Annotated in this window: 16 protein-coding genes; 2 read left to right on the forward strand and 14 right to left on the reverse strand. The window is 73.1% G+C overall.

Annotated elements, in window-relative coordinates:
- Positions 1 to 352 precede the first annotated feature (352 nt).
- Positions 353 to 931, reverse strand: coding sequence for a hypothetical protein (locus ACIGZJ_RS30360; protein ID WP_387950280.1), 579 nt, complete (start codon positions 929 to 931; stop codon positions 353 to 355).
- Between the two features lie 350 nt (positions 932 to 1,281).
- A complete protein-coding gene (gene proS, locus ACIGZJ_RS30365; RefSeq protein ID WP_396460256.1) occupies positions 1,282 to 2,694 on the reverse strand; it encodes a proline--tRNA ligase in 1,413 nt (470 codons plus the stop codon).
- A 784-nt stretch (positions 2,695 to 3,478) separates the two neighbouring features.
- On the opposite strand from proS, the gene ACIGZJ_RS30370 reads away from it, so the two are divergent.
- A complete protein-coding gene (locus ACIGZJ_RS30370) occupies positions 3,479 to 4,183 on the forward strand; it encodes a class I SAM-dependent methyltransferase (RefSeq protein WP_396460257.1) in 705 nt (234 codons plus the stop codon).
- A gap of 182 nt (positions 4,184 to 4,365) precedes the next feature.
- Here ACIGZJ_RS30370 and ftsH read toward each other — a convergent pair whose 3' ends face one another.
- The 7 genes from ftsH to ACIGZJ_RS30405 all read right to left on the reverse strand — a co-directional run bounded on the left by ftsH (position 4,366) and on the right by ACIGZJ_RS30405 (position 14,935).
- A complete protein-coding gene (gene ftsH / locus ACIGZJ_RS30375; RefSeq protein ID WP_396460258.1) occupies positions 4,366 to 6,285 on the reverse strand; it encodes an ATP-dependent zinc metalloprotease FtsH in 1,920 nt (639 codons plus the stop codon).
- A gap of 73 nt (positions 6,286 to 6,358) precedes the next feature.
- Positions 6,359 to 6,901, reverse strand: coding sequence for a GNAT family N-acetyltransferase (locus tag ACIGZJ_RS30380; protein WP_392929548.1), 543 nt, complete (start codon positions 6,899 to 6,901; stop codon positions 6,359 to 6,361).
- Positions 6,902 to 7,013: 112 nt separating this feature from the next.
- Entirely contained in the window at positions 7,014 to 8,579 is a 1,566-nt protein-coding gene (gene ffh, locus ACIGZJ_RS30385; protein ID WP_396460289.1) for a signal recognition particle protein, read from the reverse strand.
- 109 nt (positions 8,580 to 8,688) lie between these two features.
- Positions 8,689 to 11,316, reverse strand: a complete 2,628-nt coding sequence (locus ACIGZJ_RS30390) for a [protein-PII] uridylyltransferase (protein ID WP_396460259.1) — start codon at positions 11,314 to 11,316, stop codon at positions 8,689 to 8,691.
- Positions 11,317 to 11,428: 112 nt separating this feature from the next.
- Positions 11,429 to 11,767: a P-II family nitrogen regulator gene (locus ACIGZJ_RS30395; RefSeq protein WP_396460260.1), complete on the reverse strand. Its 339-nt coding sequence runs from the start codon at positions 11,765 to 11,767 to the stop codon at positions 11,429 to 11,431.
- Positions 11,767 to 13,137, reverse strand: coding sequence for an ammonium transporter (locus ACIGZJ_RS30400; RefSeq protein ID WP_396460261.1), 1,371 nt, complete (start codon positions 13,135 to 13,137; stop codon positions 11,767 to 11,769). Before ACIGZJ_RS30400 ends, ACIGZJ_RS30395 begins: the two co-directional genes overlap by 1 nt.
- A 343-nt stretch (positions 13,138 to 13,480) precedes the next feature.
- A complete protein-coding gene (locus tag ACIGZJ_RS30405; RefSeq protein ID WP_396460262.1) occupies positions 13,481 to 14,935 on the reverse strand; it encodes a hypothetical protein in 1,455 nt (484 codons plus the stop codon).
- 626 nt (positions 14,936 to 15,561) lie between these two features.
- Here ACIGZJ_RS30405 and ACIGZJ_RS30410 point away from each other — a divergent pair.
- Positions 15,562 to 16,233, forward strand: coding sequence for a bifunctional DNA primase/polymerase (locus ACIGZJ_RS30410; RefSeq protein WP_396460263.1), 672 nt, complete (start codon positions 15,562 to 15,564; stop codon positions 16,231 to 16,233).
- A 119-nt stretch (positions 16,234 to 16,352) separates the two neighbouring features.
- On the opposite strand, the gene ftsY is transcribed toward ACIGZJ_RS30410, so the two are convergent.
- From ftsY to ACIGZJ_RS30435, 5 genes are all read right to left on the reverse strand, one after another.
- A complete protein-coding gene (gene ftsY, locus ACIGZJ_RS30415; RefSeq protein ID WP_392929535.1) occupies positions 16,353 to 17,552 on the reverse strand; it encodes a signal recognition particle-docking protein FtsY in 1,200 nt (399 codons plus the stop codon).
- 103 nt (positions 17,553 to 17,655) lie between these two features.
- Positions 17,656 to 21,273, reverse strand: a complete 3,618-nt coding sequence (gene smc / locus ACIGZJ_RS30420) for a chromosome segregation protein SMC (protein ID WP_396460264.1) — start codon at positions 21,271 to 21,273, stop codon at positions 17,656 to 17,658.
- Positions 21,274 to 21,498: 225 nt separating this feature from the next.
- Entirely contained in the window at positions 21,499 to 21,702 is a 204-nt protein-coding gene (locus ACIGZJ_RS30425) for a hypothetical protein (protein WP_392929531.1), read from the reverse strand.
- Positions 21,703 to 22,124: 422 nt separating this feature from the next.
- Positions 22,125 to 22,424 carry an acylphosphatase gene (locus tag ACIGZJ_RS30430; RefSeq protein ID WP_396460265.1) on the reverse strand — a complete coding sequence of 100 codons (300 nt, stop codon included), beginning with the start codon at positions 22,422 to 22,424 and terminating at the stop codon, positions 22,125 to 22,127.
- A 74-nt stretch (positions 22,425 to 22,498) separates the two neighbouring features.
- Positions 22,499 to 22,987 (reverse strand): winged helix-turn-helix transcriptional regulator, encoded by a 489-nt coding sequence (locus ACIGZJ_RS30435; protein ID WP_396460266.1) that lies wholly within the window; start codon positions 22,985 to 22,987, stop codon positions 22,499 to 22,501.
- Positions 22,988 to 23,002 lie beyond the last annotated feature (15 nt).

Below are 23,002 nucleotides of genomic sequence, written 5' to 3' on the forward strand. Positions count from 1 at the left end.
TCTCGGCTGCCGAGTACTCAGCTGTCCATTCTGCCATACCGGCGCGAAGCACCCTCACACGGCCATCACAGTCACCGGGCCGCGAACCTCGGGCAACAGGCCTCGGGTCCCACCCAGGAAGGCACCTGCCCGGACCGGCCGGACAGCAGACCGGCAAGGCGGCAGACCCGCCAAACAACAGATCGGCCCCAGAGCAGGTCCGACCGGGAGCCCCCGCTCCCGGTCAGCCCAACCACTGGAACACCGATGGATTGCCGATCACCCCGGCCGAACCACTGCCCGCACAGTCGTCAACCGGATCCCGGCCCACCCGGGCGTCAACGCGACGGCCGCGAGAGGGCCGCGAGGGAACCTACGCGATCTTGAACGGCTGCTGGCACGCGCCGCAGACGATGGACGCCTGCGCGAGCACCGACGGCACCACCCGGACGTTGCGCCCGCAGCCGCAGACCGCCTTGACCCTGACGCCACCCCCGGAGGAGCCGTGTCGGGCGGCAGGACCGCGGAAGGCCCGCGTCGTGCCGTCGCCGGCCACCGCCTCCTGGTGGGCGCCGAGCGCCCGATCCAGGCGTTCGATGGTCTCCGCGTACCGCTCCTGCGTCTCCTTGAGCATGGTCACCTGGGAGAAGCCGCTGCTTGCGTGCGGTTCGACCGGGTGCGCCAGGCCCAGCTCCGAGGCAAGGAGCAGGAAGCGCCGGTTGTGGTAGCGGCCGGCCCGCGAGGTGTCCCGGATATCCCGGGCCGCGGCCAGACCGTGGGCGGCCTCGTGGAGAAGCCGCTCGAAACCGAGCCGCGTCCCGCAGGCCGAGGAGGACTCGCCGATCAACGCCTCGGGAGAGGCGAGGTCGGGGAGATCCTGATGGAAGGCCTGGATGTCGCTCCAGGCGGCGGCCAGTTCGGCCGCGAGAACGAGGGGCTGTGTCGTGCTCACGCTAGACCAACGATGGAGTGAGAGCCGATGTTCCGCGTGTTCCCGTTCCCCGGGAATTCCCAGGCAACTCTCAGGAATGTACGACTGCGCGCGAATTGCGCGCTCCGGATCTGACGCAAGACCAACCCCCTGCAGGTTTGGGCCCGTCGTAGCTCGGCGGGCCACGCAAATTCCGTCCGGGCGCGGGCTGTCGCCCCCAGGACGTACGGCCCGTGATCCTGTCGAGTTGACAGGGCCACGGGCCGTACACCGTACCGCTATTCCGTTAATACCGGCAGTTGACCGGCCAGTAGGCATGTCAACTGATGAGAGACCGTTGGACAGGCTTCACCGGTAACCGGAAATACTGCTCAGTAAGCTCGCGCGACGATCGCGATATTGCCTTCCTGATCGTCCGTCTGCGGCACCGAACCATCGGCGGCAATGATGCAGCGCACCGAGACGCTCTGCTCCGCCAGCTTGGCCTCGCCCTCCGGGCCGAGGTCGGCCCAGGAAATGCGGCCCCAGCCGGTGGCGGCGGCCTCGGCGGCCTCCTCGATCGTCTTCACGTCCACCGTGCGGGCCTCGCGGCGCTCGCGGGACTGGCGCAGCAGCAGCGCCTGGTCCTCCTCCAGGATGCCCGGGAGCAGCTCCGCCAGGCCGTCGATCGCGACCGGCTCCTTGCCGCCGGGGATCCGGCGGGCCAGCATCGCGGTGCCGTTCTCCAGGTCGCGCGGGCCGACCTCGATGCGCAGCGGCACACCCTTGAGCTCCCAGTCGACCGCACGGCGGCCGAACGGGGTGTCGGTGCGGTCGTCGACGACGACCCGGATGCCCGCGGCCTCCAGTCGGGCGCCGATCTCGCGGACCTTGGCGATCACCGCGTCGTCGCCCTTGATGGCGAGGACCACGGCCTGGACGGCGGCCAGGCGCGGGGGAACCCGCAGACCGTTGTCGTCGCCGTGGGACATGATCAGGCCGCCGACCATACGGGTCGAGACGCCCCAGGAGGTCTGCCAGACGTACTCGCGCTCGGCGCCATGCAGCTGGTAGGTGGTGTTGAACGCCTTGGCGAAGTTCTGGCCCAGCTCGTGGCTGGTGCCCATCTGCAGCGCCTTGCCGTCGCCCATCATGCCCTCGAGGGTGAGGGTGTTGATGGCCCCGGCGAAGCGCTCCTTGGCGGTCTTGCGACCGAGCACCACGTCGATGCCGAGCACGTTGGTCATGAAGTCGCCGTAGACGTCGGTGTGGATCATCGACGCGTACTCACGGGCGTCCTCGTACGTGGCGTGGGCCGTGTGGCCCTCCTGCCAGAGGAACTCGGTGGTGCGCAGGAAGACGCGCGGGCGCAGCTCCCAGCGGACCACGTTGGCCCACTGGTTGATCAGCAGGGGCAGGTCGCGGTGGCTCTGCACCCACTTGGAGAAGTACTCGTTGATGATGGTCTCGGAGGTGGGCCGGACGACGACCGGCTCCTCCAGCTGCTTGCCGCCGCCGTGGGTGACGACCGCGAGCTCGGGGGCGAAGCCCTCGACGTGCTCCGCCTCCCTGGTCAGGTAGGACTGCGGGATGAACATCGGGAAGTAGGCGTTCTGGGCGCCGGCCTTCTTGATCCGGGCGTCCATCTCCTGCTGCATCCGCTCCCACAGGCCGTAGCCATACGGTCGGATGACCATGGTGCCGCGCACCGGACCGTTGTCGGCCAGCTCGGCCTTGTTGATGAGGTCCTGGTACCAGCGCGGGAAGTCGTCCGCCTGGGGGGTGAGAACGGGTGCCTTTGCCATGGGGCGAATGGTACGGGGATCAGGGCCCTGACTTCGAATCCGATACCTCGGCTCCCTCCCGGTCCTTCGCGCGAGCCCGCCCGATCCATCCCGATCCTTCGCAGGATCCCTCGCAGGATCCTGCGCTCGATCCGTCCCGATCCCTCATGCGATCCAGCCCAATCACTCGTGCGATCCCACCCGATTCCTCCCAATCGCTCGCGATCCCACCTAATCCCCCGCGATCCGCTCGATCCCTCGCGATCCGTCCGCTGGGATCGCAATCCGGCGGGATACATCGGGACCGAACGGGATCCGTCGGCCCGCAGAACGCCAGGGGGCGCACGACCGCGACACGCGCGCACCACCCTGCACCCCTCTGGACGCCGCGCCCGAGCCGCTGTTCGCTGGAGTGGGGCGGGACTTTGGGGGAGCCGTAGCAGGACACCGAAGGACCGGATGGGAGGCCGCGATGGCTTCAGCTCGGGTGACCGGCACAACCGCACGACCAGCAGGTGCTCGACCAGCAGGCGCACGCCCGCACGACCCGCACGACCCGCACGCCGCGACGCGTCCGGCGGCACACACGACAGCGCACACGACGGCACACACGACGGCGCTCACCGCTGCGCACACGGCAGCGCACCTGTCGGCACACCCGGAGCCGGGCCCGGGAGCGCACTCGGCGACACCGCCCGCGGCCTGCGGCATCACCGGACCGACCACCGGACCGGCCACCGGACCGGCCACCGGGCAGGCCGCCGGACCGACCCGGGCGCGGGACTGGGCGGAGATCCAGGAACGGATGCTGGTGCCCCTCTACGAGTCTGTCTACGACCGGCTGGAGGTGGGCCCGGCGACCAGCGTGCTCGGTCTGGGCTGCCGCTCCGGGCTGGCCCTGCTGCTGGCCTCCGGAAGGGGTGCACAGGTGGCCGGCCTGGAGCCGGAGGCGGAGCTGCGCGAGCTGGCGCGGGGCCGCAGCCTGCAGGTCGGCGCCGGTCCCCGGTCGGCGGCCGCGGTCCCCCGCCCGGCCCATTCGCTCGTCACCGTTTTCGAGCAGTTGCCGGGATCGTCGGATCCGCATCGGGTGGTGGCCGAAGCCGCCCGGCTGACACTCCCCGGCGGACACGTGGTGCTGGCCGCCTGGGGGCCGCCGGAGCGCTGCGAGAGCGCCTCCGTCCTGGACGTCGCCCGCCGGATGGCCGGCCGCACCACCGCGCGCGACCCGTTCGAGCTGAGTACGCCGGGCGCCCTGGAGGACCTGCTCGCCGGAGCCGCCCTGCGCCCGGCCGGCAGCGGCCGGGTGAGCTGCCCGTTCGCGTACCCGGACCTGGACAGCGCGGTGCGCGGGCTGCTCTCCACCGGACTGTACGAGGCGGCGGCGGAGTTCTCCGGCCTGCCGCTGGTGGCGAAGGAGCTGGAGGAGGCTCTGCACCCGTATCTGCGGCCGGACGGCACCGTCCGGATGGAGAACCTCTTCCGCTACCTGATCGCCGAGCGGCCCCGCTGACCACCCGGGGTCGATCACCTGCGGCCTGATCACACAGCAGGGGGCGTGCGCCACCCGGCACACGCCCCCAGCGACCCCGTCGACCCCGGCGCCCCCAGCGACCCCGGCGACCCCGGCCCCGGAGCCCTCCGCAGAAACCCAGGCTCGCGTCCCAGGAAAGACCAGAACCCCACCCGAACGGCTCAGGCCTGGTCGAGCGTCTTCCGCGGCACCCCCGCGGCCCGGTAGGCCCCCTCCTCGTCCAGCGTCTCGGCCTCCAGCAGCGCCGCCGCCAGCGCGTCCAGCCGCTCCCGCTGCTCCGTCAGCAGCCGCACCGCCTCGTCGTAGCACTCGGAGACGATCCGCCGGGCCTCCTCGTCCACCGCGTCCAGCGTGGTCGGCGCGGCGGACAGCCCGTACGCGCCCTGCGGGTCGGCGGGGACGGCGGTGAGCCGGCCGACCCGCTCGCTCATCCCCCAGCGGCCGGCCATCCCCCGGGCGATGTTGGTGACCTGTTCCAGATCGCTCTCCGCACCGGTGGTGATGACCCCGTAGACCACCTGCTCGGCGGCCATCCCGCCGAGCGCGCCGATGATCCGACCGCGCAGGTAGGACTCGGTATAGGAGTACCGGTCGGTCTCGGGTGTGGAGAGGGTGACGCCGAGCGCCCGGCCGCGCGGCACGATGGTGATCTTGCGGACCGGGTCGGCGCCCGGCTGGAGCATGCCGAGCAGGGCGTGGCCGCTCTCGTGGTACGCGGTGCGCTCCCGTTCGCCCTGCGGCATCACCAGCGGTCGGACGGCGCCGAGCTGGACCTTCTCCAGCGCGTCGGAGAGGTCCCGCTCCCCCACCGCGTCCTGCTCGCGCTTGACGGCCAGCAGGGCTGCCTCGTTGACCAGGTTGGCCAGCTCGGCTCCGGTCATCCCCGGGGTGACCTTGGCCAGCCGGCCCAGGTCGGCGTCGCCGCCCAGGGGCACGGACCGGGCGTGGATCCGCAGGATCGCCGCACGGCCGTCCCGGTCCGGCGGGCTGACGGTGATCCGGCGGTCGAACCGGCCGGGGCGCAGCAGGGCCGGGTCGAGGACGTCCACCCGGTTGGTGGCGGCGATCACGATGACGCCCTCGGAGCCGGTGAAACCGTCCATCTCGGTGAGGATCTGGTTGAGCGTCTGCTCGCGCTCGTCGTGACCGCCCATGCCACCGCCGCCGCCGCGCTGGCGGCCGATGGTGTCGATCTCGTCGATGAAGACGATCGCGGGGGCGACCTTGCGGGCCTCGGCGAAGAGGTCCCGCACCCGGCTGGCGCCGACGCCGACGATCATCTCGATGAACTCGGAGGCGGAGGCGGAGAAGAACGGCACGTCGGCCTCGCCGGCCACGGCCCGGGCGAGCAGCGTCTTTCCGGTGCCGGGCGGGCCGCTGAGCAGGACGCCGCGCGGCATCTTGGCGCCGAGCCTGCGGTACCGCTCCGGGTTCTTCAGGAAGTCGACGACCTCGGTGAGTTCGGCCTCGACCTCGTCGATGCCGGCCACGTCCGCGAAGGTGGTGCGCTTGCCGGGTTCGGCGGTGATCGGCTTGGGCGGGGCCTTGCGGCCGAGCGCGCCGGCCCCCATGCCGCCGGCCATCCGCCGGGCGAGCAGGACCCAGACCAGGATCAGCAGCAGCATCGGGGCGAGCGAGATCAGCAGGTTGGCGAGGAAGCTGCGCTGCTGGACCACCGGTTCGGCGGTGACCTCGACGCCCTGCTGCTGCAGCGTGGTCCAGAGGTTGTCGCCGGCGAAGACCGGGCGCTGGGTGTCGAACTCGGTGTACGTGCCCTTGGCGCCGTCCGGCTTGGGCTCGGCGCTCTTGAGGGTGCCCTCGATCGCGTCGCCCTTGGAGTAGATCTTGGTGATGTTGCCCTTGTTCAGCTGGTTGTTGAACTCGGTGTAGGAGATCGTGGTGGCGCCGCCGTTGCCGAAGAAGGACAGCAGCAGGTCGGAGATCAGGAACACCACGAGCGCGGTGAGGATGAGGCCCATCCAGCCGCCGGGCATCTTTCGGCGCGGAGGCGGCGGGGGCGGGGCGCCCTCGGACCGCCAGGGCTGGTCGGGGGTCTGGCGCGGCGGCACGGGATCGGTCACCCATCGGACAATACGGACATCCGCTCAGGTGATCCATCCGCAACGCCGCGCCCGAGGCCCCCCTGGCCAGGCCCTACTCCCCCAGGCCCGGCCACTCCTCGGCGGTCAGCGCGAACCGCTCGTGGTCCCGCCAGGCGCCCTTCAGGAACAGCATCCGCGGCGTGAAGCCCTCGTGCCGGAAGCCCAGCCGCCGCGCCAGCGCGATCGAGCGCTCGTTGTCCGGCTGCACGTTGATCTCCAGCCGGTGCAGTCCCAGCCCGCCCGCCGCGGCCGGGGCGAAGCAGTGCTCCAGCACCAGCCGCATGCCCTCGGCCATCCGGCCCGTCCCGGCGAACGGCAGATACGCGTCGTAGCCGAGCGCGCCGTTGCAGAACCGGCCCATCACGATGTTGGCGACGTTCACCTTGCCGACGAGCCCGCCGCTGCCCTGATCGACGACCAGAAAGGTCCGCAGGCCCGGCCCCTGGCGCTCCAGGAGCTCGGGCAGCCCGTTCGGCTCGACCGGGTTCCACCGTCCGATGTGCTCGGCGGACCGTCGGACCGCCTCGGCGTAAGCCACCTCGTCCTCGGCCCTCGGGGCCCTGATCGTCACTCTCACCGCACCATCATCGGACATGCGAACGGCCCGCCGCCCGGTGCGTACCGGGATGCGGGCCGTTCGGAGCCGTGGCGGGCCCGAAGCCGGTCCTGGGCGGCCGGCGACCCGACCGCAGGACCTGCGACAGGACCTACAGCAGGTCCTTGAACTCCTTGGGCAGCTGGAAGTCGGCCGGGCCCTTGCCCGCACCGAGACCGAACGCGCCGCCGGGGGCCTGCTGGTCGGCCGCGCCCGGGCCGAGGGCGCGGCGCTCGGCGGCCGCGGCCTCCTCCTGCGCGCGCTTCAGCGGGTTGCCGGACTTCTTGCGGCCCTTGGCCGCCGGGGCCTTCTTGGCGGACTTCTTCCCGCCGCCGCCCATGCCCGGGATGCCCGGCATACCGGGGATGCCCTTGCCGGAGGCCATCGCGGACATCATCTTGCGGGCCTCGAAGAACCGCTCGACCAGGTTGTTGACCTCGCCGACGCCGACACCCGAGCCCTTGGCGATGCGCAGGCGGCGCGAGCCGTTGATGATCTTCGGGTCGGTCCGCTCGGCCGGGGTCATCGACTTGATGATGGCGCCGACGCGGTCGACGTCCTTGTCGTCGATGTTGTTGATCTGCTCGCGGATCTGGCCCATGCCGGGCAGCATGCCCAGCAGCTTGGAGATCGAGCCCATCTTCCGGACCTGCTCCAGCTGGTCCAGGAAGTCGTCGAGCGTGAAGTCCTTGCCGCCGCCCTGCAGCTTGGAGGCGATCTTCTCGGCCTCGGCCTGAGAGAAGGTCTGCTCGGCCTTCTCGATCAGGGAGAGCACGTCACCCATGCCGAGGATGCGCGAGGCCATCCGGTCCGGGTGGAAGGCGTCGAAGTCGTCGACCTTCTCGCCGTTGGAGGCGAACATGATCTGGCGGCCGGTGACGTGCGCGACCGACAGCGCGGCGCCACCGCGCGCGTCGCCGTCCAGCTTGGACAGCACCACACCGGTGAAGTCGACGCCGTCGAGGAAGGCCTGCGCGGTGGTGACCGCGTCCTGGCCGATCATCGCGTCGACGACGAACAGGACCTCGTCCGGGTTGACCGCGGCCCGGATGTCGGCGGCCTGCTGCATCAGCTCGGCGTCGATGCCGAGGCGACCGGCGGTGTCGACGATGACGACGTCGTACTGCTTCTGCTTGGCGTACTCGATCGAGTCGCGGGCGACCTGCACCGGGTCGCCGACACCGTTGCCCGGCTGCGGGCCGTAGAAGGAGACGCCGGCCCGGTCGGCGACGACCTGGAGCTGGTTGACGGCGTTCGGGCGCTGGAGGTCGCAGGCGACCAGCAGCGGGGTGTGCTTCTGCGTCTTCAGCCAGTGGCCGAGCTTGCCCGCCAGGGTCGTCTTACCGGCGCCCTGGAGGCCGGCCAGCATGATCACCGTCGGGCCGTTCTTGGCGAACCTCACCCGGCGGGTCTCGCCACCGAGGATGGCGATGAGCTCCTCGTTGACGATCTTGATGATCTGCTGCGCCGGGTTCAGCGCACCGGAGACCTCGGAGCCGAGCGCCCGCTCCTTGATCTGCTTGATGAAGGCCCGCACGACCGGCAGCGCGACGTCCGCCTCCAGCAGCGCGATGCGGATCTCGCGGGTGGTGGCGTCGATGTCCGCCTCGCTGAGGCGGCCCTTGCCCCGGAGGTTCTTGAACGTCGCTGCGAGGCGATCGGAAAGGGTGTCGAACACGTCGTCGCGGGTCCCTTGCGGCATCGGTATGAGTACGGTCGTCGCCCCCAAGGGTATCCGGCCGCCCTGGCAACGGTCTCCACCCCCGGGTGGACCGTCCTGGAAGCGCTCAGCCCAGCGCGGCCCGCACGGCCGCCGCGACCTCCCCCGCGCGCTGCGCCGCCAGCGGCCGACCGGCCTCGTCGGTCAGGTAGAAGGAGTCGACGGCGTCCGCTCCGAGGGTGCTGACGTGCGCGGTCCGCACCCGCACGCCGGCGCCGTCCAGCGCCCGGCCGATCCGGTGCAGCAGGCCGGGGGCGTCGTGGGCGCGGACCTCCAGCACCGTGGCGCTCGCCGAGACGACGGCCGGCGCGACCGCGACCACCGGCGGCGGAGTGGGGATGCCGCGCCGCCGGGGGGCCGCCGCGTCCCGTTCGGCGAGCCGGCGCGAGACGTCCAGCGTGCCGTCCAGCGCCCGGCGCAGGTCGGCCCGCAGCCGGGCCGCCTCCGGCAGCTCGCCGAACTCGGCGGCCACCGTCCAGGACAGCAGCAGCACCGCGCCCGCGCCGATCGGGTCCAGCTCCCGCAGGCCCGCCTTCCGGACGGTCAGCCGGTGCAGCGCGAGCACCCCGGCCACCGTGCCGAGCAGGCCGGGCCGGTCCGGCACCGCCAGCGTGAGCTCGACGCCCATCGGCTCGGGGTGCTGCACGGCCTCGCCGGGCACCCCCGAGCCGTACGGGGCACCGCCGTACGGGACACCGCCGTACGGGACACCGCCGTACGGGGCGCCGCCGTCCGGGCCGCTCTGGGCCAGCAGCGAGAGGGCCGGCCCACCCGTCCGGGCGGCCTCCACCGCCAGCCGCTCCTGCTCGGCCGTCGGCTCGGCGTCCGCCGTGTGCGGACCCCCCGAGCCGGGGGCCTGGTCCGTCCCGCCGCCCGCCAGCTGGGCGGCCACCCGCGCCGCCAGCCCGTCCACCAGCGAGGCCCGCCAGCTGCTCCAGGCCGCCGGGCCGGTCGCGGTGGCGTCGGCCTCGGTCAGCGCGTGCAGCAGCTCCAGCTGGTGCAGGTCGGCGACCACCTTGGTGATCGCCTCCACGGTGGCCGGATCGTCCGGGTCCCGCCGGGTCGCGGTGTCGACCAGGGTCAGGTGGTGGCGCACCAGCACCGCCAGGGTCTCGGTGTCCTCCCGGTCGAAGCCCATCCGCACGGCCACGTCCCGGACGATCACCTCGCCCGCCTCGCTGTGGTCCCCCGGCCAGCCCTTGCCGAGGTCGTGCAGCAGGGCGGCGACCAGCAGCAGGTCGGGCCGGGACACCCGGCGGGTCATCGCGGCGGCGCGCACCGCCGTCTCCACCAGATGGCGGTCCACCGTCCAGCGGTGCACCGCGTTGCGCTGCGGCCGGCAGCGCACCCGCTCCCAGTCCGGCAGCAGCCGGGTGATCAGGCCCTCCGCCTCCAGCGCCTCCCAGACCGGGATGCAGGCCTCGCCCGCGCCCAGCAGGGTGACCAGCTGCTCGCGCGCCTCGTCCGGCCAGGGCACGGGCAGCGGCCGGCACTCGGCGGCCAGCCGGCGCACCGTCGCGTACGAGATGGTGAGCCCGTTCTGGGCCGCGGCGGCCGCGGCGCGCAGCGGCAGCACCGGGTCGGCGGCCGGGCGGGCGCCCTGGGCGAGCACCGCCTCGCCGTCCTGCTCCACCACGCCCTCGGCGAGCGGGCGGCGGTCGACCGTGCCCCGGGCCACCGCGCCCGAGCCGCGGCCGGCCCCGGTGAACGGGAAGGACAGCCGTGAGGAGCGCCGGCCCCGGGCGGAGCGGGCGGCGAGCACCCGGTCCACCGCCCGCCAGGTGACATCGCTCGCGTAGGCGATGGTGCGGGCGGCCTCGTACACCTGGCGCAGCAGGGTGTCGGCGTCGAGCACCCCGAGCCGTTCGGCCACCTGGTCCTGGTCCTGGAGGCTGAGCCGTTCGGTGGCGCGGCCGGTGGCCAGGTGCAGGGCGTCGCGGACGTCGGCCAGCCGGAGTGCGGCGGCCTCCAGGCCGTCGCGCGGGGCGTCGGCCAGCCAGGTGGCGGCGATGGCGTTGAGCGCGACGACGTCCCGCAGGCCGCCCCGGGCCTCCTTGAGGTCGGGCTCCAGCAGGAAGGACAGCTCGCCGTGGCGCTCGGCCCGCTCGCGTCCGAGTTCGCGCAGCTCGGGCAGCCGCCGGGGGGCGCCGGCGCGCCAGTCGGCGAGGACGGCGGAGCGCAGGGCGGCGGTGAGCGCCGGGTCGCCGGCGATGTGGCGGGCGTCCAGCAGCCCGAGCTGCGCCTTGAGGTCGGCGGCGGCGACGTCACGGGCCTGGGCCAAGGTGCGGACCGAGTGGTCGAGGGCGGCGCCGGTGTCCCAGACCGGGTACCAGATGCGCTCGGGCAGGGCCGGGTCGAGCGGGCCGTCGTGCAGCAGCAGCACGTCGAGGTCGCTGCGCGGGGAGAGCTCACCGCGGCCGTAGCCGCCGACCGCGACCAGGGCGACCCCGGCCGGGTGGCCGGCCTCGGCCAGCAGACCGGCCAGCCACTCGTCGGTGAGCCGGGACAGGGCGGCCCGGCGGGCACTGCCGCCGGGGCCGGGCGCGGCCAGCAGCGCGGCCCGGGCGGCGGTGTGGTCGAGGAGGCCGTGGTCGGACGGGCTCTGGTCGGAAGGGCTCTGGTCGGGGAGGCCGTGGTCGGGGGACCCCTGCCGCCCGCCTGCGGGCGGGAAGGGCGGGTCGGCTTCGGTGGTCATTGGTTCTCCCCGTCCGTCGTCCGGTTGAGCAGGAGCCGCTGATACGCCGTCGGCGGACCGGCGACCGTGGACCGGTCGCAGGCCCGCCTGCGGTGTTCGAGTGGAGCCGATGTTAGAGGGCGTCGGGGCCGCGTTCGCCGGTCCGGACCCGGACGGCGGTGTCGACCGGGATGCTCCAGACCTTGCCGTCGCCGATCTTGCCGGTCCGGGCGGCCTTCACGAGGACGTCGATCAGCTGCTCGGCGTCCTCGTCCTCCACCAGGACCTCGATTCTGACCTTGGGCACCAGGTCCACGGTGTACTCCGCGCCCCGGTAGACCTCGGTGTGTCCGCGCTGGCGGCCGTAGCCGCTGGCCTCGGTCACGGTCAGTCCGTGCACGCCGAAGGCCTGCAGGGCGGCCTTCACATCGTCCAGGCGGTGCGGCTTGATGACCGCGGTGATGATCTTCATCAGGCGTCGACCTCGGTCTTCTCGGTGCGTGATCCGTTACCGGCCGCGGTACCGGCCGTCGGGGCGGGGGCGGCGACCACGGCCACGGCCGGGGCCGGGGTGGTCCTGGCCAGGCTGGCGCCCACCGCGCTGAAGTCGTACGCCGACTCGGCGTGCTCGGTCTGGTCGATGCCGGCGACCTCGACCTCCTCGGCGACCCGGAACCCGACCGTCTTGTCGATCGCCTTGGCGAGCAGCCAGGAGAGCACGAAGGAGTACGCGGCGACCACGGCCACGCCCATCGCCTGCTTGCCGAGCTGCTCCAGGCCGCCGCCGTAGAACAGGCCCTTGGCGCTCTGGCCGACCGTGCCGGTGGCGAACAGGCCGACCAGCAGCGAGCCGACCGCCCCGCCGACCGCGTGCACGCCGACCACGTCGAGCGAGTCGTCGAAGCCGAAGCGGTACTTGAGGCTGATCGCGGCGGCGCAGACGGCGCCCGCGATCAGGCCGATCGCGACCGCGCCGAGCGGGCTGACCGAGCCGCAGGCCGGGGTGATGGCGACCAGTCCGGCCACCGCACCCGAGGCGGCGCCCAGCGTGGTGAACGCGCCGTGCCGCAGCTTCTCGTAGATCAGCCAGCCGATCAGCGCGGCCCCGGTGGCCACCTGGGTGTTGACCAGCGCCATCGCGGCGACGCCGTTGGCGGCCAGCGCCGAGCCCGCGTTGAAGCCGAACCAGCCGAACCAGAGCAGCCCGGAGCCGAGCATCACCAGCGGCAGGCTGTGCGGGCGCATCGGGTCCTTGCGGAAGCCGACCCGCTTGCCCAGCACCAGGCAGAGGGCCAGGCCCGCGACACCGGCGTTGATGTGCACGGCCGTGCCGCCGGCGAAGTCGATCACGCCGTTGCGGTCGCCGAGCCAGCCGCCCTGGCCGCCGTCGAAGAAGAAGACCCAGTGCGCGACCGGGAAGTAGACCACGGTCACCCAGAGCGCGATGAACAGGCCCCAGGCGGTGAACTTGGCGCGGTCCGCGATGGCGCCGCTGATCAGCGCCGGGGTGATGATCGCGAACATCAGCTGGAAGGCGGAGAACGCGGTGACCGGGATCGTCCCGGTCAGGTCGTTCAGGCCGACACCGTGCATGCCGATGAAGTCCAGGTTGCCGATCAGGCCGGCCCCCGCGTCGGGGCCGAAGCTGAGCGAGTACCCGTAGAGGACCCAGAGGACGCTGACGATGCCCAGCGAGATGAAGCTCATCGCCAGCATGTTGAGCACGCTCTTGACCCTGACCATGCCCCCGTAGAAGAAGGCCAGGCCCGGGGTCATCAACATGACCAGGGCCGCACTGATGAGCACGAAGGCGGTATCGCCCGCGCTGAAGCCGTCCGGCATCGGCGTCTCCTCATGAATGGAAGCCGCTCCACACCCGGGATACCTGTCCCGTGCCACCCGGGGTGTCGGCGATGAGAGGAGAGTGCCGAAGGCGGGTTTCGGCCGATGCGGCCCGTTGTTTCACGGCCGTGACGACGGCGACGCAGGGGTTACGCCTACGTGAACCACGGCCGCGCCGCCGTGCGCGATCGGCTACCGTGCCGCCGCGCGGCACGAGGAGTACCGGAAACGCCACCGACCGTGGCGGCGGCGGCCGTCACGGTCGGCGGAGTCCTGGGGAGGCCCCGAAAAAAGGGCCCGAAATGGCCCGAGCAGGCCAGCGCCAAGGCCCTCGCGGAGCCGGTCAGACCACCGAGACGTACTCCGGGATGTCCTGGACGACGCGCTCCTTCAGCCGGCTGACCGCGTCCACGCCGTGGTACCGGGCCGAGGCCGCCTCGGTGGTCTTGCGCACCCGCGAGTTCAGCCGCTCGGAGCGGACCTTGGTGGCGATGTCCACCGCCTGCTCGGCCATCACCGCGGCCTGCTCCGGCTCCTTCTGCAGCAGGTACACGCTGGCCATGCCGATCAGGTTGAAGGCGTAGGACCGGACGTGGTCGCCGTCCTGGCGGAAGAGGTCGACCGCCCGCTCCATCACCGGCGCGGACATCGAGGCGTACAGCTCGGCCTGGTCGGAGTGGTAGGCGAGGTCCCGGAAGGAGTGCGCGTTCTCGGCGTTCAGCTCGGCCGGCGAGAAGAACTTCAGCCAGTCCGGGTCGCCGTCGCCCTCCCGGATGTCGGTGAAGGTGTCCTCGGCCAGCCGGACGGCCCGGGCGCAGCGGTTCACCTCGCCGATGGTGGCGTACGCGCGCGCCTCCATCGCGTACAGCAGCGACTGCTGGCGCGGGGTGGCGGTGTCGCGGCTGCCGTACTGGGCGAGGTGGATCAGCTCCAGGGCGTCCTCGCCCCGGTTGAGGTGGATCATCTGGCGGCTCATGTCGGTGAGGATCAGCGCGCCGAACGGGCGGTCGCCGGCCTCCTTGGCGGCGTGCAGCGCCAGCACGTAGTACTTCTGCGCGCTGGGGTGCATGCCGACGTCGTACGACATCCAGCCGGCCAGGTGGGCCAGCTCGGCGGTGAGCCGGAACAGCCGCTTGGTGGTCTGCTCGGGGTACGTCTCCTGGAGCAGGTCGGTGACCTCGTGCAGTTGGCCGACGACCGCCTTGCGGCGCAGCCCGCCGCCGTTCTGGGCGTCCCACTGGCGGAACATGACGGTGGTCTGCTCCAGCAGTTCCAGCTCGGGCTCGGAGAGCCGGCCGGTGAACGGTTCGCCGCCGTTGGCCGCGGTGAGGATCGGGGTGGGTGTGCCGTTCGGGCCGGGGGCCAGCCAGCGCTGCATCGGCTCGATCAGCGCGGCGCCGGCGGTCAGGGCGAGCGAGGTGCCGAGGAAGCCCCGCCGGTTGAGCATCAGGTCGCTGCGGGAGTAGTCGCTGATCAGCTGGACGGTCTGGGGGGCGCTCCACGGCAGGTCGACGCCGCCGCCCACGGTGGAGACCGGGATGGCGGCGCGCAGGCCGAGGTCCTCGATGGAGACCACCGAGCCGAAGCGCTCGGAGAACAGCTCCGACATGATCTTGGGGATCGGCTCGCGGGGCTGCTCGCCGTCGAGCCAGCGGCGCACCCGCGAGGTGTCGGTGGACACGTGGTGGGCGCCGATCTGGCGGGCCCTGCGGTTGACCTGGCGGGCCAGCTCGCCCTTGGACCAGCCACTGAGGGCGAACCACGTGCTCAGCTTCTCGTTGGGTTGCTTCTCTGCCATGGGAACGTCCCCATCCCGCCCGGCCCCGGTCCGGGGCCCCGATCGTGACCGCCCGACGGTTGCGGGCTTCTTGCCAGACGTGCCGTACCTGAGAGGTGCTGCCGCACCGTGTTGTCGTAACCGTGTTGTCGTACTGGTGTGCCATCCTCGCGGACGGTGCGTCAGATCCCCCAACTCCCGCCCCCACAGGGCCTGGAGTGAACTCCCCGACGCGGTCCGCGTGCTGAAGGTAATGCCCCCTGAGCCGTCCGGGGGAGCGGCCCTGGCGAAACGCCACCTTTCGCCACCCCCAGGAGTGAACCGAAGCAGGACGTCACACGCTTCACTAGGAAGTCCCGACGGTCCGGCATATGCGGGCCGCCAAGTCCGAAACGGCGCCTCGGCAACAACGGCAACACACAGCAGTCACAGGCGAGTTTGCAGCCCGCCCTGATCGACGGCAGCCCCGCGCACACGACGATCCGGCATCGGCCCCGCCCGCCACAAGGCGGCGCCCGAGGCGCACCACCACAACAGGCGCACGCCACGCGCTGCGCGCCGCCACCGCACACCGCACGACGCAACAGAGAATCAACACACAGTCACCATCCCGTAACCACCGGCAACGAGAACCTGTTGGGGGAGGCATGGACAACCTGTTCGGCGAACTTCGACTGGGGCACCTGCGGTTGGCACCGCTGGGCGCGCGCCGCCGCAGCCGGGTCACCGCGTCCCAGGCGGCCGCGGAGTACACCGGCCGCTGGGGCTGGGCGGTCACCGCCGGCACCGCGAGCGGCGCCACCACCCCGGCCCGCTGTCACTGCGGCACCCCGCGCTGCGCCGCCCCGGGTCTGCACTCCGCGACCGGCGGCGAGAGCGTGGGAGCGACCGGCGAGGACGCACCCGTGCTGTTCCCGACCGGCCGCGCCTTCGACGTCCTGGACGTCCCGGAACAGGCCGGTCTGCAGGCGCTGGTCCGATTGGAGCGCATGGGCACCCAGGTGGGCCCGGTGCTCGCCGCACCCACCGGCCGACTGCAGTTCCTGGTGGCCGCCGGCACCGCCCGTCGGCTGCCCGACCTGCTGTACCGGATGGGCTGGGACGACGCCGCCCTCGACCTCGCCTGCCACGGCGAGGGCAGCTACGTGGCCGCGCCGCCCACCGTGCTCGGCGGCCTCGGCCCGGTGCGCTGGCTGCGCCGTCCGAACCGCGACAACGCCGGCTGCCCGCCCGAGGCCCGGCTACTGCTCGGGACCCTCGCCTACGCCTGCCACCGCAGCCGCGAGCGCACCGCCGAACCGGCCTGGCTGGCCTCGTAGCGGACACGGCGAAGGGCCCGCCCCTCACGGAGCGGACCCTTCCTGAACCGAAACCGGAACCGGGACCACGGCCGGACCACGCCCGGCCTCGAAGCCGAACCGGTGCCGGGGCCTGCGGCTCAGTCGCCGATCAGCGCGTCGACGAAGGCACCCGGCTCGAACGGCGCCAGGTCGTCGGCGCCCTCCCCCAGACCGATCAGCTTCACCGGGACGCCCAGGTCCCGCTGGACCGCGACCACGATGCCGCCCTTGGCGGTGCCGTCCAGCTTGGTCAGCACGATGCCGGTGATGTCGACCACCTCGGCGAACACCCGGGCCTGGATCAGCCCGTTCTGCCCGGTGGTGGCGTCCAGGACCAGCAGCACCTCGTCCACCGGGCCGTGCTTCTCGACCACCCGCTTGACCTTGCCCAGCTCGTCCATCAGGCCGGTCTTGGTGTGCAGCCGGCCGGCGGTGTCCACCAGCACGGTGTCGGCGCCCTCGGCGATGCCCTCCTTGACCGCGTCGAAGGCGATCGAGGCCGGGTCGCCGCCCTCGGGCCCGCGCACGGTGCGCGCGCCGACCCGCTCGCCCCAGGTCTGCAGCTGGTCGGCGGCTGCGGCCCGGAAGGTGTCGGCGGCGCCGAGCACCACCTTGCGGCCGTCGGCGACCAGGACCCGGGCCAGCTTGCCGGTGGTGGTGGTCTTGCCGACGCCGTTCACGCCGACCACCAGGACCACGGCCGGACCCTCGGCGTGCTTGGTGGAGTGCACCGTGCGGTCGGCGTCCTTGCCGACCAGCTCGACCAGCTCCTCGCGCAGCAGGGCGCGCAGCTCCTCCGGGGTGCGGGTGCCGAGCACCTTGACCCGGGTGCGCAGCCGCTCGACCAGCTCCTGGGTGGGGGCCACGCCGACGTCCGCGGTCAGCAGGGTCTCCTCGACCTCCTCCCAGGTGTCCTCGTCCAGGCGCTCGCGCGAGAGCAGCGTGAGCAGGCCCTTGCCGAGCGAGTTCTGCGAGCGGGAGAGCCGGGAGCGCAGCCGGACCAGCCGGCCGGCGGTGGGCTCGGGGACTTCGAGGGCCGGGGCCTCCTCGACCTCGACCGTCTCGGGGACGGCCTCGGCCTCGGGGAGCTCGACCTCCTCGACGGTGCGTCGGGGCTCCTCGGTCGGCGGCGCGGACTCCTCGCCGACCTGGGGCTCTTGCGGGGTCGGGGGCGCCGTGACGACCGGCGCCTGCGACTTCGGGGGCAGCTGCTGGCGTCGTCTGCCGGAAACGACGAGGCCGGCGATCGCGCCGACGGCGACCACGGCGATGACTACGGCAAGAATCACGTATTCCATAACGTGAACCAGTATCCGTGACGGCGGGCGCGACGGACCGCAGGCGGACTGGCCGTCTCCGACGGATCTCGGCGCGAATCCGGCCGGACCGGCAGGAGACGGACTACCCCGGTGCGCCGCCGACCGCGCGCGGCCCCGCCCGCTGCGCGTCCCCGCTCCGGCGGCCGGGCGGCGCCCCGGTGCGCAGGCGCTGGCTGATCACCTGGGAGATGCCGTCGCCCTTCATGGTCACCCCGTACAGGGCGTCGGCGGACTCCATGGTGAGCTTCTGGTGGGTGATCACGATCAGCTGCGAGCTCTCCCGCAACTCCTCCATGATCCCGACCAGTCGACGCAGGTTGGTCTCGTCCAGCGCCGCCTCCACCTCGTCCATCACGTAGAACGGGCTGGGCCGGGCCTTGAAGATCGACACCAGCAGCGCCACCGCGGTGAGCGAGCGCTCGCCGCCGGAGAGCAGCGAGAGCCGCTTCACCTTCTTGCCCGGCGGGCGGGCCTCCACCTCGACCCCGGTGGTCAGCATGTCGTCCGGGTCGGTCAGCACCAGCCGGCCCTCGCCGCCCGGGAAGAGCCGCGCGAACACGCCCTCGAACTGGGCGGCGGTATCGCGGTACGCCGCGGTGAACAGCTGCTCGACCCGCTGGTCCACGTCCTTGACGATGTCCAGCAGGTCGCGCCGGCCGCGCCTGAGGTCGTCCAGCTGCTCGCCGAGGAACCCGTGCCGCTCCTCCAGGGCCTCGAACTCCTCCAGCGCCAGCGGGTTCACCTTGCCGAGCTGCTGGTACGCCCGTTCGGCCGCCTTGAGCCGCCGCTCCTGCTCGCCCCGGTCGTAGGGCCGGGGCTCGCCGGGCTCCTGTCCCTCCTCCGGCGGCGAGGGCGGGACGGGCCGGTCGGGGCCGTAGGAGGCGAGCAGTTCGCCGCCCTCGATGCCGAACTCCTCCAGCGCGCGCGCCTCCAGCTGCTCGATCCGCAGCCGCTTCTCGGCCCGCAGCACCTCGTCCCGGTGGCCGGCGTCGACCAGCTTGTCCAGCTCGGCCTTCAGCTCCCGGCCGCGCTCCCGGCCCTCCCTGAGCTCGGTCTCACGCTCCGCGCGCGCCTCCTCGACGGCCGCCCGCCCGGCGTCCGCCCGGGCCAGCGACACCTCCAGGCAGGCCAGCAGCTGCCGGGCGCCGGCCGCGACGGCGCTCGCCACCCCGGCGTCGTGCACGGCGCGCCGTCGGCGCTCGGCGGCCCGGGCCCGCGCCTCCCGCTCGGTGCGGGCGGCCCGGTCCAACTGGTCCGCCCGGCCCGCGAGAGCGCGCACCCGCTCCTCGTGGGTGCGGACCGCGAGCCTGGCCTCCATCTCCGTCTGCCGGGCACGGGTGGCGCCCTCGGCCAGTCGCCGCTGCTCGGCGGCGTCCGGCTCGTCCTCCCCCGCCTGCGCCGACTCCTCGGCCGCGGCGAGCCGTTCGGCCAGCTCCCCGGCGGCGGCGAGGAGCTGGACCAGGCCGTCCTCGGCGCGGGTGGCGGCGGCCGACAGCCGCTCGGCCTCGCCGGCGGCGGCCCTGGCCTGGCCGCCGAGCCGGCCGAGCGCGCCCGCCACCTGGGCCCGCTCCTTCTCGGCCTGCCGCCGGCGGGCGGCCAGTTGCTCCAGCCCGGCGGCCGACTCCCGGCGCTGTTCGGTGAGTTCGGCCAGCCGTTCGGCCGACTCCGCGCAGCGTTCGGTCAGTTCATCCAGGGCGCGGGCCGTCTCGTCCACCGCCGCCTGGGTCTCCAACAGGCTCGGCGCCGCACCGGACCCGCCCTGCGCGAAGCCGCTCCCGAGCCGGTCGCCCTCCACCGTCACGGCGCTCAACCCCGGGTGCTCGGCGAGGAGTCGCAGCGCGTCGTCCAACGAGTCGACCAGCACCGCGCCGGCCAGCAGGGCGCGGACGGCGGGCAGCAACCCGGCCGGTCCGTCGACCAGTTCGGCGGCCCAGCGGGCCCCGGCGGGCAACTCCCCGACGGGTCGGTCCACTTCACCGGCGTCCGCGATCAGCAGCGCGGCCCGTCCGGCGTCCTCCTTGTGCAGCAGCCGCAGCGCCTCGGCCGCGGTGGCGGGTGAGTCGACGGCGACGGCGTCCGCCGCCGCACCGAGCGCCGCCGCGACGGCCGTCTCGCACCCCGGCTCGATCCGCAGTAGTGCGGCGGCCGGGCCCAACAGGCCGGCCAGCCGGTCGCCGGCGGCGAGCAGCGCACCGCTGCCGTCCTTGCGGCGCAGGCCGAGCGCCAGCGCCTCGCGCCGCGCGGTCAGCCCGGCCCGCTCGCGCTCCGCCGCACCGGCCGCCTCCCGGGCGGCGGCGAGCCCGCGCTCGACGGCGGCGAGCCCCTCCCGGGCGGCCTCGTACCCGGCGTCCGCCTGTTCGTCGTCCGCCGCCAGCGCGTCGACCTGCCCCTGGAGCTCCTCGAACTCCTGCTGGGCGGCCCCGGCGCGCAGCAGCGCCTCGTCCCTGGCCTCGGCGAGCCGGCCGATCTCGGCCTCGGCGGCGCCGGCCTTGGACCGGGCGGCGGCCGCCTGGCCCTGAAGCCGGGCCAGGCCCTCGCGGCGGTCGGCGATGGCCCGGGCGGCGTCCTTCAGCCGGCGCTCCTCGGCGGCCAGCCCGCGTTCCAGCTCCGCCCTGGTCTCCACCGCCTCGGCCAGCGCGTACCGGGCCTCCTCCAGCGCCTCGGCCAGCGCGCCCTCCTCCTCCCGGATCCGGGCGGCCTCCTGCTCCAGCTCCTCCGGGTCGCGGCCGCGGCGCTCCTCGGCCTGCCCGCCGGCGGCGGCGTGCCGGGCCCTCGCCTCGGCCAGACCGATGGTGCCGCGGGTGCGCTCGGCGAGTGCGGAGAGCCGGTACCAGCTCTGCCGGGCGGCCTCCAGGCCCGGGCCGAGCTGCTGGACCTGCGCCTCCAGCACGGCTTCGCGCTGCAGCGCGCGGGCGAGTTCCTGCTCGACGGTGGAGCGCCGCAGCCGCAGCGCCAGCTCGTCGGCGATCTCCTCCTCGACCGCCTTGCGCAGCGTGAGCAGGTCGTCGGCGAGCAGCCGGAGCCGGGCGTCGCGCAGGTCGGCCTGGATGCCGGCGGCCCGCCGGGCGATCTTCGCCTGTCGGCCGAGCGGTCCGAGCTGGCGCCGCAGTTCGGCCACCAGGTCCTGGACCCGGTTGAGGTTGACCTGCATCGCGTCCAGCTTCCGCAGCGCCTTTTCCTTGCGCTTGCGGTGCTTGAGGACTCCGGCCGCCTCCTCGATGAAGGCCCGGCGGCCCATCGGGTCGGCGTGCAGGACGGAGTCGAGCTGCCCCTGACCGACGATGACGTGCATCTCGCGGCCGATGCCGGAGTCGGAGAGCAGTTCCTGGATGTCGAGCAGCCGGCAGGTGTCGCCGTTGAGCGCGTACTCGCTGCCACCGTTGCGGAACATGGTCCGGGTGATGGTGACCTCGGCGTACTCGATGGGCAGCGCGCCGTCGGAGTTGTCGATGGTGAGGCTGACCTCGGCGCGGCCGAGCGGGGCGCGCCCGCTGGTCCCGGCGAAGATGACGTCCTCCATCTTGCCGCCGCGCAGGGACTTGGCGCCCTGCTCCCCCATCACCCAGGAGAGCGCGTCGACGACGTTGGACTTGCCGGAGCCGTTGGGGCCGACCACGCAGGTGATGCCCGGTTCGAAGCGCAGCGTGGTGGCGGAGGCGAAGGACTTGAACCCGCGCAGCGTCAGACTCTTCAGGTGCACGCGCCGGTCTCCTCATTGCTCGCCAGAGCCCCCAGCGGCGACTGTATCCGGCGGTGGGCGGCCGAACCGCCCCCGGACACGGCGACCGTGCGGACGCGACGACCCGCACACCACGAGACGGCCCCGGACACGACGAAGGGACGCCACTCAGGGCGTCCCTTGCAAACTGCGTCCCTTGCGGGGCTCTTTGCGCAACGGCGTCGATCTGTGAGGACCGGGCGGGACTCAGGTGAGAGCCGGCTCCCGCTGGTCCAGGTCGATGCTGTTGAGCAGCGAGTGCTCGTCAGCGACAGCGATGAGAGCGTCGTTCTCAGCCTGCATCCGAATGAGCTCGGACTCCAGGTCCTGGACGCGCTGCTGAAGCCGTCGCATCTCGGAGAGCATTCGCGGGTCGGGGCCGCCGACATACCCGAGAAGCGCCTTTGCCATGATGAATGGTCCTCCACGCTGAGTGACCGAACCGGAACGGTACAGGTCTAGGGGGAAGGGGGACGCACGCGCGGCGCGTCACCGGTAGTGCTGGCTGGGCACTACGGCACATCCGCCGTGAGCTGGGCTCACGAGGGCATGCACCTGCCGGATAAACGCGGTCGTGTGCGCGGGTTTCCAGCGTCTCACCAAAGACGGAAAGGGTCAACACGATCACCGCACGCTACCGCGCCCCTGTCACCTGCATGGCGGTGTCGTCACGCCAAGCGGTCTCGGGCCGGTCCACCAGGTGCTCGTGGATCATCGTTCGATGCGGAGTCAACCACGAGTCTGCCCGGATGGCAACCGTATGACACCGGCAGTTGCCGATCTTTTCGCGTGGGCCCCGCGTCCCCCGCACGGCCCACGGCGGCCGCCGTGGATCAGCGGATCGCGAAGCTCTCGTAGCCGTCGCCGACGGCCGTCCAGATCTCGGTGACACCGGTGACGGCGCCGGGGGTGTCCGGGCCGCGCAGCAGTGCGAGCAGCTGCTCGCAGTCGGCGGCCAGACCCTCGGCGACCACCTGGACCCGGCCGTCGCCGAGGTTGCTCGCATAACCGCTCAGGCCGATCTCCAGCGCCCTCGCCCTGGTCCACCAGCGGAACCCGACCTGCTGGACCCTGCCCCGCACCCAGGCGGTCACCCGGACCGGCTCGTCCCCGTGCGCGTCACGACCATGCATGCCCCGACCCTATCCGGCACGGCCCTGACCTGCCCCGTTGGACCATGTTGGACCCGGCGGCGGCCGGGCGGAACCTAGGCCCCGACGGGCCCCTCCCTGGTCCAGCCGGGGCTGTGGATCTCGAGCCGCAGGTCGGCGCCGTGCCCCTCCCTGCCGCACCCGCGGCAGACCCACGCCGGGTCGTACGGGTGGGCCTCGCAGCCGTCGGGGTCGTGCCGCAGGCCGACCGGCGGCTCGGGCAGCACCCAGCGGTCACCCCAGGAGAGCAGTGCCTGGGTGAGCGGTGCGAGGTCCCGGCCGGCCTCGGTGAGGTGGTACTCGTAGCGCGGCGGGCGCTCGCTGTAGGCGCGCCGTTCGACCACTCCCGCCTCCTCCAGCGCACGCAGCCGGGCGGTCAGCCGGTCGCGCGGGGCGCCGGTGTTGCGGGCGATCCGGTCGAAGCGGTGGTTGCCGTAGAAGAGCTCGCGGACGGCGAGCAGCGCCCACTTCTCGCCGACCACCTGAAGGGCGGCGGCGATCGAGCAGGGGCGGCCGGGGAGGGCGGAGGGGGTGCCGGAAGTCACACCGCCAGCCTGCCA

The sequence above is a fragment of the Kitasatospora sp. NPDC052868 genome, from assembly GCF_044547105.1.
In the GTDB taxonomy this organism is placed as follows: domain Bacteria; phylum Actinomycetota; class Actinomycetes; order Streptomycetales; family Streptomycetaceae; genus Kitasatospora.